The following is a 10,442-nucleotide window of genomic DNA, read 5'->3' as shown; positions in this document are numbered from 1 at the left end:
GTGTTGATGTCCTTTTTGTTCCGCATGACCGACATAAATCTATATAAAATGTGGGGGGGGTTGTGCCCTTTTTCCCGGCCCACGGGCAAACCCCCGGCCACGTCGGTCGTCCGTCTACACGGTCAGGACCACCAGGCCGCCCGCGACCAGCCAGGCGCCGCACAGGAGTTTGAGGGTGGGCCGGGCGTGCGCGATGCCGGCCAGGAGCAGGAAGCCGCACAGCCACACGACCGCGGCCACGCCTGCCCCGCCCACGCCGACCAGCAGAAGCAGGCCGAGGTAGCCGAGGACCGCGATGACCACGGCCGGGCCGGTCATGGCGATGTACTCCGCCACACTCGGCTCGCGGCGTACGTATTGGTAGCGCGATGCCGGACGTCTCACGAGAGCTCTCCTTGGCAGTCGTCCGTGAGACTCGGGTGTGTCCCACCCCTGTTCCGCTGCCCGGGAGGGCGCCGCTCAGTCATCACGCTGTTCGCGCGCCCCGCGTGCGCCCCTGCTACTGCCCGGTGTTCGGGTCCCGGCCGGGACCCGAACACCGGCCGAACGCGGGCTCAGGGGCAGGCGATGACCTGCGCGGACCACGAGAGCCCGCCGCCGAAGCCCATCAGCAGCACCGGTCCGCCCGGCGGGAGTTCGCGGCGCTCGACGAGCTTCGACAGCGCGATGGGCACCGACGCCGCCGACGTGTTGCCCGAGTCGACGACGTCCCGGGCGACGACCGCGGTGTCCGGCAGCCCGAGCCGCCGTACGAACGCCTCGATGATGCGCAGGTTGGCCTGGTGCGTGACGATGCCCGCCAGGTCGCCGACCGTGATCCCGGCGCGCTTGCACGCCTCCCGTGCCACGGCCGGGAGTTCGGTGGTCGCCCAGCGGAACACCGCCTGGCCCTCCTGGGCGAACCGCGGGTGCCAGTCGCCGCCGATGCGCACCGCGTCGGCGCGCGCCGGGTCCGACCCCCACGCCACCGGGCCGATGCCCGGGGTGTCGGCGGCGCTGATGACCGCCGCTCCGGCGCCGTCGCCCAGCAGGATGCAGGAGGTGCGGTCGGTCCAGTCGGTGACGTCCGACATCTTCTCGGCGCCGATCACCAGCGCGTGCCGGGCCGCGCCCGCGCGTACCGCGTGGTCGGCGCAGGCCAGAGCCGTGCAGAAGCCGGCGCAGGCGTTGTTGAGGTCGTACGTCACCGCCGACGGGATCCCGAGGCGCGCCGCGACCAGGGCGGCGGTGGACGGGCAGCGGTCGACCGCGGTGCAGGTCGCCACGGTCACCATGCCGATGTCGGCCGGCGCGAGCCCCGCCGCGGCCATCGCCTTCTCGGCGGCCTCGGACGCCAGGTCGGCGACCGACTCGGTGTCGGCGATGCGACGGGTCGCGATCCCCGTGCGCTGCCTGATCCACGAGTCGTCGGTCTCGACGATGGCGGCCAGGTCGTCGTTCGTCAGCACTCGTGAAGGCTGGTAGTGGCCAAGAGCGGTGATGCGGGAACCCGACAAGTGTCTCGTCTCCTTGAAGGACGGCGACTGGGGGCGATCCCGGGAAAATATAGCAACCGATCGATCGGACGCTAAATGTCCAGGATGTCGCTACGATGACCGCCATGAGCCCCCGCAGATCCGTGGCCGAGACCCGTGACACGCGCGCACGCATCATCGCCCGCAGCGCCGCGATCGCCTCGGTGGACGGCCTCGAGGGCCTGACCATCGGGCGCCTGGCCGGCGACCTGGGCATGAGCAAGGCCGGGGTGCTGGGCCACTTCGGCACCAAGGAGGCACTGCAGATCGCCGCCTTGGACGGCGCGTCCGAGGAGTTCGTCCGCCTGGTCTGGGAGCCCGCCGCCGACCGACCCGCCGGCCTCGCGCGCCTCCTCGCCGTCTGCGAGGCGTGGACCGCCTACCTCGTCGGCGAACGCGCCGCCTTCCCGGGCGGCTGCCTGTTCACCACCGCGTCCATCGAGTTCGACGCGCGCCAAGGGCCGGTACGCGACAAGGTCCTGCGCCTGTTCACCGGATGGCGCAAGAGCCTCGTCGCGGACGTACGGGCGGCCGTGAAGGCCGAGGAACTTCCCCGCGACACCGACCCCGACCAGATCGTCTTCGAACTGTTCGGCATCTATCTGTCGCTCAATCAGTCCGTGCAGCTCTTCGACGACCCCCGGGCCGCCGAGCGCGCCCGAACTGCCGTACGCAGGCTGCTGTTCGCGACGTCCATGGCGTCCGCGACGCCCGGGTAGCACGCGCCGCGCCCGCACTGCGCCGTTGGGGTGCGCCGAGTGGCGAGGTCGCCGCGGCGGGGTGACATTGGGTGGGTCTGCATCCACTTGACCCCACCCCCACCCCGGAGGCGGATCCGCATGGCCGAGATCAGCGAACCGTACGCACAAGGCACCCCCTGCTGGGTCGACCTCATGGCGGCGGACCAACAGGCCGCGATCGACTACTACTCGGACCTGCTCGGCTGGAACGGCGAAGTCGGACCGCCCGAGTTCGGCGGCTACGCGATCTGCGAGCTGCGCGGCAAGCCGGTCGCCGGAATCGGCGCGGCCATGTCGATGGACGGCGCGCCCCCGCCGCCGACCGCATGGACCACGTACCTCGCCGTCGACGACATCCAGGAGACCGCCGCCAAGGTCAACGCGAACGGCGGCACGCTGCTGGTGCCGCCCATGCAGGTCGGCGAGCAAGGCCACATGCTGGTCTGCGCCGACCCTTCCGGCGCGGTCGTCGGCGCCTGGCAGCGCATCGAGTTCTTCGGGGCGCAGCGCGTCAACGAGGCCGGGGCGCTGGTCTGGAACGAGCTCAACACGCGCGACCTCGACAAGGCACTGCCGTTCTACGAGGCGGTCTTCGGCGTCTCGTTCGAGTCCATGCCGGAGATGCCGGCCTACCGGGGCATGCTCGCCCACGGCCGCGTGGTGGGCGGGGCCCAGCCCATCCCCGACGACGCGCCCGCCGAGATGCCCGCGCACTGGCTGACGTACTTCGCGGTCGACGACGCGGACAGTGTCGTCGCCGCGGCGGTCCACGCGCGCAGCACGCTGCTGATGCCCGCGTTCGACATGTCGGCCGGCCGGATGGCCGTGATCCAGGACCCGCAGGGCGGCATCTTCGCGGTCCTCAAGTCGAGCATGTAGAGGCAGCTGAAGAGCGCGTACGGTCCGCGCCGCGCGACGCCCGGACGGGAACAGGCCCCGGGCTCGCGCGGCACCGGGCGCGCCGGGCCGATCACGCAGGGCCGATCACGCCCTCTAGGCTTGGGCCGTGATCGACTCGACAGACCTGGTCATTTTCGACTGCGACGGCGTGCTGGTGGACTCCGAGCGGATCGCGCTCCGCATCCAGCGCGAGGTCCTCGGCGCCATGGGGTGGGTGCTCGACGACGAAGAGATCGTCGACCTCTTCATCGGCCGTGCGGCCGCCGCCATCGGTGCGATGGTCGAGGAACGCCTCGGCGCCGGCGCGGGGGCGCACTGGCACGAGGTGTTCCACCGCCGCCACCGCGAGGAGGTCGACGCCGGGCTCCCGCTCGTCGACGGCATCGCCGAGGCCCTCGACGCGATCCTGCCGCGCGTCGCCACCTGCATCGCCTCCGGCGGCGACCACGCCAAGATGCGCCACACCCTCGGCACCACCGGCCTCTACCCGCGCTTCGAGGGCCGCATCTTCAGTTCCACCGAAGTGCCGCTGGGCAAGCCGGCCCCCGACGTTTTCCTGCACGCGGCCGCGCGCATGGGCGCGGACCCGGCGGCGTGCGTGGTGATCGAGGACAGCATGTACGGCGTCCAGGCAGCGCGCGCGGCCGGGATGCGTGCCTACGGCTACACCGGCGGCCTGACCCCGGCCGAGCGGCTGGCCGGGCCCGAGACCGTGCTGTTCGACGACATGCGCAAGCTGCCGATGCTCCTGGGATACGAAGCACCGGCAGCCGCGTAGCGGGGGTCGGGCCTGGTCGGCGGCGACCCGGCCCGGTCAGCTTTCCGGCCGGTCCAGGACACGCAGCCACGTGCCGTCCGCCTGGCGGCGGGCGACCTGCACCCGGCCACCCGTCCCGTCCTTCGGCTTGGTCGACGTCAGCGCCAGGTCGCCGGCGATCACCGTCGGCAGCGGCTCCTCGACCTCGAACTTCACCTCGGCCGCGATCAGCCGCTCCCATGCGGCGCGGATGGCGTCCCGGCCGGTGATCTCGTTGCCGATCGGGTACGCCAGGACCGCGTCCGCCTCGTACAGGTCGGCGAGGCCTTCCGCGTCCCGCGCGTTGAGGCGCTCGACCACCAGGCGCGCGATGTCCTCGGGGTGGCCGGCCTTCTCACGTGTGGCAGTCATGTCGGTCCTCTTTCCTCACTTGCCGGACGTGCTCTCTTGCTCGGGCGGCACCGGCCGCCTCCGCGAACCGCACCCACCCGCACTTCCATGTTCGGCCGTTGCTTCCCATAAGTCCAAGACATGGTTCTTATGCGATCTAGAATCAGTGGTTATGGAACTGCGTCAGCTCGAATACCTGGTCGCCGTCGTCGACGAGGCGGGCTTCACCAAGGCCGCGGCACGGCTGCACGTCGCCCAGCCCGGGGTGAGCGCGCAGATCAAGCAGTTGGAGCGCGAGTTGGGGCAGGAGCTGCTGGACCGCTCGGGGCGTACCGTGCGGCCGACCCGCGCGGGGGAGGCGATCCTGCCCTACGCGCGCGCCGCGCTGGAGAACGCCGCGGCGGTACGCCTCGTCGCGGACGAACTGGCCGGCCTGGTCCGCGGACGCGTCGCACTCGGCACCATCCCGTCCCGACCGTTGTCCGAACTCCCTTCGCTGCTCGCGGCGTTCCACCGCACACACCCCGGCGTCGAGATCACGCTCGCCGAGGACCGCTCCGACCACCTCCTCGCGGCGGTACGCGCCGGGCGCCTGGACGTGGCCGTCGTCGGGATCGCCGGGGACCGACCGCCGGGGCTTGCGGGCGAAGTCATCACCGAACAGGAGATGGCCGCCGCCGTACCGCCGGACCACGCGCTCGCCAAACGCCGCACGATGCCGCTGCGCGCCCTCCGCGACGTGCCGCTCGTCTGCCTGTCGCGCGGCAGCGGCATCCGGACCGCTCTCGAACGGGCCTGCGGCGGCGCCGGGTTCCAGCCGAGAGTGGCCTTCGAGGCGGGCGACCCGCACGTGGTCGCCGAACTGGCCGCGGAAGGACTCGGCGTCGCCGTGCTGCCCCGGCTCTTCGTGGCAGGGCACCCGACCGGACTGCGGCCGGTCGCCCTCACCCCGGCGCCGGTCGGCCGCATCGAGCTGGTCTGGCGGGACGACGCCCCCGCGAGTCCGGCGGCCCGGGCCTTCCTGGCGAAGGCCCGGGCCGCACTGGTGGACAACTCCGCCGACGCCGACGCCGACGCCGACGCCGATGACGCCGACGCCACCGACTCGCCCAACGCCGCCGACGGGTCTGCGCACACGCGGTAGCCCCGCTCAGCCGCGCGACATCACCCCCAGAGCGGCGCCGACGACGGCCAGGCCCGCCCACGAGATCGCGGTCAGCTGCTCGCCGAGGACCACCACGGCCAGGACGGCCGCGGCGGCCGGTTCCGCGAGTGTCAGCGACGTCGCCACGACCGCCGTGGTGTGGCGCAGCCCGAGCCCGAACAGCGTGTACGCGACGCACGTGGTCAGCACCGCCAGGTGCAGCGCCACGGCCGCACCCCGCACGTCGGCGAGCCACCAGCCCTCGGCGACGACCAGCGGCGCGACCGCGGCCGCCGCCACGGCGAACATCACGGCGAGCGCCGGGCGGGCCGCGTGGCCGCGGGTGATCATGCGCGCGCCGACGGAGGCGTACACGGCGTACGCCAGGCCCGCGACGAGGGCGAGGCCGGCGCCGAGCGCGTCCGCGCGTACCCCGCCCGACTCCTGGCCGACGACGAGCAGTGCGCAGCCCGCCACGGCCGCAGCCGTCGCGAGCCGGCGCCGCATTCCGAAGGGTGCGCGCTCGACCAACCCCGCGAACACCGGGGCGGAGCCCAGCGCGACGACCGTCGCGACCGCGACGCCGGTGCGCGACACGGCCGGGTAGAACGTGAGCGGGTACGCGGCGACCGCGGCGGCCCCGACGAGCAGGGCGAGGCGGTCCCGCCCGGAGGCGGCCCGCACGAGTGCCATGCAGCCGCGCGTGGTGACGAACAGGAGCAGGCCGCCGAAGACAAGGCCCGCGCAGCCGACGGCCGCGGAGTTGGCGCCCTGCGGGGCGAACGAGGCCGCGGTCCCGGTGCTGCCCCACAACAGGCAGGCGGCGAGGATCGGCAGCGGACCGCGTACGAACGCCCGTGCGGCGGCGCGGCGTTCGCGGGTGGCGGAGAGCGGGGTGGAAGAAGGCTGCTGCGCCGAGGGGCGCATGGAGGGTTGCGTGGACACGCCGAGACCTTCCGGATCAGAACCAGCGGAATGGGGTCTGAAACGGGCGCACGGCGGAAGAGCCCCGCAACGGGGGCTCGAAGGGAACGGCCTTGCCGGTGCGCCCTAGAAGGCGACCGGAGGGGGCGTGCTGCGGAAGGATCCGGGTCCAGGCATGGCGCTCAGACTAGGGCAACGCATCGGCGTCGGGAAGGACGAATGTCGTCGGGACCTCGTGGGACCTCGTGGGACCGCGTCGGGCGGCCGGTGGCGGCGTCCGTGTGTATGCGTGCCGGTGGCGGCGGTCAGCGCACGCGCAGCCCTGAGCGGGCCAGGGCGCGCAATTGGTCGGGCGTCGGGCACCAGTTCGAGGTCAGCTCCTCGGCGGGCCAGCCCGCCGCCTTCGAACCCGCCTCGAACGCGGTCTGCAGGAAGGCCAGCAGCGTGCGGCGCGGATTCTCGGCGGCGCGGACCGCGTCATACCGCAGCAGCGCCATGCCGCCGTCGTTGACCCACTCCGCCTGCTCCGGGCTCAGCGGGTGCTCGGCGAGCCCCTCCGGCTGGGGAGCCGTATAGGAGTAGTACGCGGGGAAGGGCACCTTCGGGTCGCCCGGCCACCAGCCGAAGGACACGACCTCGTGCGTGTACGCCTCCGCGGTGACCGGGTCCGCCTCCGCGAGGGGAGCCGCGCGCTTGCCCGAGAAGCGCGTCATCGCCAGGTCGAAGGAGTGCCAGAACACGTGCACCGGGCTGGTCTTGCCGGTGAACCAGCCCGTGAACTCCTGGAGCACGTCAGCCGACCAGCCAAGCGCGCGCCAGTAGCGTTCGACGTACTCGCGCTGGTAGGTGCGGTGCTCGGTGTCCTCGGGGAACGGCGTCTTGAGGTGGTCGACGCCGAACGGGTGTTCCAGAAGCGGTACGTCGACGCCGAGTTCGGCCAGCGTCGCGTGCAACTTCGCGTCGAACGCCGCGACGCTCAGGCCGCCGTCGAGCGCGAACGTGCGTACGTCGCCCCGGTCGGTGCGGATCACCAGGCGGTGGTCGACGAAGTCGAAGGCGATGTCGAAGAACACGTTGTTCGCGTAGAGCCGACGGGTCGTGAGGCCGCGGGCGTCGGGCGAGAACGTGATGTTCCACCAGTGGTTCTGCGGATGCGTCGCGGCGAGCTTCACCTTGCCGACGATCTGCGCGAACAGGTGGATCGTGTCGTGGGTCTCCGACCATGCCTCGTAGGGCAGCTCGGGCAGCGAAGGGGTCTCGGGCGGGCTCGGCGGAGGAGTAGTCGTCATCGTCCCATCGTCCGTGCGGAGCGTGGCGGTCGCACGGGGGACGCGCGGGGAACGCACCGGGCGTACACCCGTGCGGACGATCGGGACGGGCGGTCGATCGGGACCGGCGGTCAGACGGGAGCGAGTGCGGTGTGCGGCTCGGCCGGCAGCTCGACCCGGATGGGGTCGCCGGGCGCGACCGCCCCGCCGGCCAGCACGACGCCCATGATCCCGGCGCGGCGCACCACGTTCCCGGCCTCGTCGCGGCCGGCGACACGGGCCAGCAGGCCGTCCTCGAACCCCTCGATCTGCAGGCACGGATTGCGCAGGCCGGTCACCTCGACTACGGCCTCCGCACCGATGTGCAGCCGTGTGCCGGTGGGCAGCCCCAGGAGGTCGAGTCCGCGTGTGGTGATGTTCTCGCCGAGTTGGCCGCCCGCCACCGAGAAGCCTGCCGCGCGCAGTTCCTCGTGCAACTCGTCGTGCATCAGGTGCACCTGGCGCAGGTTCGGCTGGCTGGGGTCGCGCGCCACCCGCGAGCGGTGCTTGACCGTCACGCCCGCGTGCACGTCGCCCTCGACGCCGAGGCCGGCCAGCAGGTGGATGCTCTCGCGGTTGGGCTTGCTGAACGAGTACTCGCCGTTGCTGCTGACGGCGAGGACGGTCGCGGTGGCCGTTGTCGGCTCGGCGGTCGGCTCGGTCATGGCGCTCCTGGGCAGTGCGGACGTGTCGGGCCGGGCGTGCGGAAGCGCAGGTCCGCGCCAGGTGCGCCCGTCAGGTCCATCATGCCGGGGCGCCGCCGCCCGGTTCGACAGGGTTTTCGGCGGCCGGCTCCGAGCCGGCGGCACGGGCGACTTCGCGGTCCGGGCCGGTGCGTGATCACCTCGTCAGCGGCGCTGCGTGGCGCGCAGGTGTTGGACGGCGAGCCGGGCGGCCGCGCCGATGGCCGCGTCGGCCTGCGGCGCGACGGCAAGGGGCGCGTCGGCGTGGGTGAAGACCGCGACGGCGTACCGCCCGCCGTCCGGGTACTCGACGACGCCGACCTCGTTGCGGATCGTCAGCAGTGTGCCCGTTTTGCCGCTCACCAGGACGTCGTCGTACGGGAAGCCGGACGCCAGGCGGTGCGGCCACACCTGGAGGGCGAGCATGCGGCGCATCTGGGCGCTCTCGTCGGCAGGCGCGGCCTCGTCGTGCCACAACAGGTCCAGCAGCCGGCACATGTCGCGGGGGGTGGTGCGGTTGGTGCGGGCCGGGTCCAGGGACCGGAGCCGGTCCGCGACACCGGGCTCGCCCAGGAGCGCCCAGAGTTCGGGCATCGACGCGGCACCGCTGTCCGCGAGCAACGCGTCCAGCAGCCCGTCGCTGTCGGACCGGATGTGGGTGGCGTCCAGGCCCAGATCGGCGAGCGTGGCCGCCAGCGCGTCGACGCCGACCCGCGCGAACAACGCGTCCCCCGCGGTGTTGTCGCTGACCGTGATCATCATCGTGGCCAGGTCCCGCAGGGACATGGTCACCTCGTCCAGCAGTGTGGACAGGCCCGTCGCGCCCGGACGGCGATCGGCGGGTGCCAGGGTGACGAGGGCACGCGGGTCCAGTTCGCCACGGGCGGCGGCCCGGAAGAACGCCACAAGCAGCGGCAGTTTGTAGACCGATGCGAGGACCACCGGATCGTCCGAGCCCACGCCGACCTCGTGCCCGCTGTCGATGTCGCGGGCGTGCAGACGGCCGGTGACACCGGCTCCGCGGAACACTGCGGTGATGGACGACTCGGGCCGTGCGGGCAGGGAGTTCATGCTCGTGCTGGTGCTCATGCGAGGAACGCCGATGCCGGACGGACCACGAGTCGGGGCCGGACCGCGGCCTCCCGGGGAGCGGCCGCGGCGCGCTCGCGCAGGACGTCGGCGACAGCGTCGGCGAAGTCCCCTACGGGGCCGGCTTCGTCCGTGCCGCGCCGCCACGCGCAGGACAGGCGCGTCAGCAGCGGACGGCCGAGCAAGGGGCACCAGGTCAGGCCGGGCGGCGGTTCGGCGTACGGCGTCAGCGCCACCGCGCGTCCGGCCAGCACGAGGCCGAGGGTGAACTCCGGGTTCGGCGAGTCGTGCACCGCGGCGGGTTGGTAGCCGTGGCGGGCGCAGTCGGCAAGGAGCCGGTCGTACGCCTCGGGTGCCTCGCCGCGCGGGAACACGGCAAGCTCCGATCCCGCGAGGTCCGACAAGTGCACCCCGGCAGTGCCCGCCCACGGCGACGACGCGGGCAGCAGCACGCCGAGCGGTTCGGCCGCCACCGGCCCGACGACCAGCCCGTGTGTCTCCACCGGGTGCCGCACGATCCCGACGTCGAGCGAACCGTCGGCCAGCTGCTCCACCTGCGCCGTGGTGCCCAGCGAACGTAGGTCCAGCACGGTGTCGGGGCGGCGCTCGCGGAAGGCGCCGATGAGCGCGGCCACCGTACCCGCCCCGAGTTCGCCGGGGACGCCCGCACGCAGGGTCCCGGTGTCCGGGGACCTCTCGGTCAGGCCGTAGACGCGCTGCACGCGGGCCAGGATCTCACGGGCCTCGTCGAGGAGGCGGCGCCCCGGATCGGTCAGTCCGACGTGCCGGCTGGACCGGTCGACGAGCCGTACGCCCAGTTCGCCTTCCAGGCGCTTGAGGCGCTGGCTCAGTTGCGGCTGGGCCATGCCGAGGCGCTGCGCGGCACGACCGAAATGCAGTTCCTCGGCCACCGCGACGAAGCAGGTCAGATGCGCGATCAGGTTCACGGCCAGCAATGATAGCGATCTGTGTATGAGTGTGAGAACGATATGAA

Annotated in this window: 12 protein-coding genes; 4 read left to right on the top strand and 8 right to left on the bottom strand. The window is 72.7% G+C overall.

Annotation, left to right across the window (positions count from 1 at the left end; all coding sequences use genetic code 11):
- Positions 1–114: 114 nt before the first annotated feature.
- Both ACWD12_RS32645 and ACWD12_RS32640 read right to left on the bottom strand, forming a co-directional pair.
- A complete protein-coding gene (locus ACWD12_RS32645; protein WP_450102586.1) occupies positions 115–384 on the bottom strand; it encodes a hypothetical protein in 270 nt (89 codons plus the stop codon).
- A 170-nt stretch (positions 385–554) separates the two neighbouring features.
- Positions 555–1,496: a beta-ketoacyl-ACP synthase III gene (locus tag ACWD12_RS32640; RefSeq protein WP_358352308.1), complete on the bottom strand. Its 942-nt coding sequence runs from the start codon at positions 1,494–1,496 to the stop codon at positions 555–557.
- Between the two features lie 104 nt (positions 1,497–1,600).
- Between ACWD12_RS32640 and ACWD12_RS32635 the strand changes: the two genes are divergently transcribed.
- The 3 genes from ACWD12_RS32635 (at position 1,601) to ACWD12_RS32625 (ending at position 3,932) form a co-directional block, all read left to right on the top strand.
- Positions 1,601–2,233, top strand: coding sequence for a TetR/AcrR family transcriptional regulator (locus tag ACWD12_RS32635; protein WP_450102585.1), 633 nt, complete (start codon positions 1,601–1,603; stop codon positions 2,231–2,233).
- Between the two features lie 120 nt (positions 2,234–2,353).
- On the top strand, positions 2,354–3,133 hold the full coding sequence (locus ACWD12_RS32630) for a VOC family protein (protein WP_450102584.1): 780 nt from the start codon (positions 2,354–2,356) through the stop codon (positions 3,131–3,133).
- Positions 3,134–3,260: 127 nt separating this feature from the next.
- Positions 3,261–3,932 carry an HAD family hydrolase gene (locus ACWD12_RS32625; protein WP_450102583.1) on the top strand — a complete coding sequence of 224 codons (672 nt, stop codon included), beginning with the start codon at positions 3,261–3,263 and terminating at the stop codon, positions 3,930–3,932.
- A 36-nt stretch (positions 3,933–3,968) separates the two neighbouring features.
- Here the strand turns inward: ACWD12_RS32625 and ACWD12_RS32620 are convergent, their stop codons facing one another.
- Complete coding sequence (locus tag ACWD12_RS32620) at positions 3,969–4,322, bottom strand: YybH family protein (RefSeq protein ID WP_358352314.1); 354 nt, start codon at positions 4,320–4,322, stop codon at positions 3,969–3,971.
- A 151-nt stretch (positions 4,323–4,473) separates the two neighbouring features.
- Between ACWD12_RS32620 and ACWD12_RS32615 the strand changes: the two genes are divergently transcribed.
- On the top strand, positions 4,474–5,445 hold the full coding sequence (locus ACWD12_RS32615) for a LysR family transcriptional regulator (RefSeq protein ID WP_450102582.1): 972 nt from the start codon (positions 4,474–4,476) through the stop codon (positions 5,443–5,445).
- 6 nt (positions 5,446–5,451) lie between these two features.
- On the opposite strand, the gene ACWD12_RS32610 is transcribed toward ACWD12_RS32615, so the two are convergent.
- The 5 genes from ACWD12_RS32610 to ACWD12_RS32590 form a co-directional block, all read right to left on the bottom strand.
- Positions 5,452–6,390 carry a DMT family transporter gene (locus ACWD12_RS32610; protein WP_450102581.1) on the bottom strand — a complete coding sequence of 313 codons (939 nt, stop codon included), beginning with the start codon at positions 6,388–6,390 and terminating at the stop codon, positions 5,452–5,454.
- 284 nt (positions 6,391–6,674) lie between these two features.
- Positions 6,675–7,658: a DUF5996 family protein gene (locus ACWD12_RS32605; protein WP_450102580.1), complete on the bottom strand. Its 984-nt coding sequence runs from the start codon at positions 7,656–7,658 to the stop codon at positions 6,675–6,677.
- 110 nt (positions 7,659–7,768) lie between these two features.
- On the bottom strand, positions 7,769–8,341 hold the full coding sequence (locus ACWD12_RS32600) for an MOSC domain-containing protein (RefSeq protein ID WP_450102579.1): 573 nt from the start codon (positions 8,339–8,341) through the stop codon (positions 7,769–7,771).
- Positions 8,342–8,524: 183 nt separating this feature from the next.
- Positions 8,525–9,448, bottom strand: coding sequence for a serine hydrolase (locus ACWD12_RS32595; protein ID WP_450102578.1), 924 nt, complete (start codon positions 9,446–9,448; stop codon positions 8,525–8,527).
- On the bottom strand, positions 9,445–10,395 hold the full coding sequence (locus tag ACWD12_RS32590; protein WP_450102577.1) for a LysR family transcriptional regulator: 951 nt from the start codon (positions 10,393–10,395) through the stop codon (positions 9,445–9,447). The genes ACWD12_RS32595 and ACWD12_RS32590 overlap by 4 nt, the downstream gene beginning before the upstream one ends.
- Between the last annotated feature and the right edge of the window lie 47 nt (positions 10,396–10,442).

Source organism: Streptodolium elevatio (assembly GCF_053592165.1).
The sequence above is the reverse complement of the archived record's forward strand: the minus strand, read 5'-3'. Positions and strand labels throughout refer to the sequence as shown.

What these genes read in the sequence shown, in the direction of transcription:
- ACWD12_RS32635 (WP_450102585.1), top strand. Translation starts at nt 1,601, where the DNA reads ATGAGCCCCCGCAGATCCGTGGCCGAGACCCGTGACACGCGCGCACGC.
- ACWD12_RS32630 (WP_450102584.1), top strand. Translation starts at nt 2,354, where the DNA reads ATGGCCGAGATCAGCGAACCGTACGCACAAGGCACCCCCTGCTGGGTC.
- ACWD12_RS32620 (WP_358352314.1), bottom strand. Translation starts at nt 4,322, where the DNA reads ATGACTGCCACACGTGAGAAGGCCGGCCACCCCGAGGACATCGCGCGC.
- ACWD12_RS32615 (WP_450102582.1), top strand. Translation starts at nt 4,474, where the DNA reads ATGGAACTGCGTCAGCTCGAATACCTGGTCGCCGTCGTCGACGAGGCG.
- ACWD12_RS32605 (WP_450102580.1), bottom strand. Translation starts at nt 7,658, where the DNA reads ATGACGACTACTCCTCCGCCGAGCCCGCCCGAGACCCCTTCGCTGCCC.
- ACWD12_RS32600 (WP_450102579.1), bottom strand. Translation starts at nt 8,341, where the DNA reads ATGACCGAGCCGACCGCCGAGCCGACAACGGCCACCGCGACCGTCCTC.
- ACWD12_RS32595 (WP_450102578.1), bottom strand. Translation starts at nt 9,448, where the DNA reads ATGAGCACCAGCACGAGCATGAACTCCCTGCCCGCACGGCCCGAGTCG.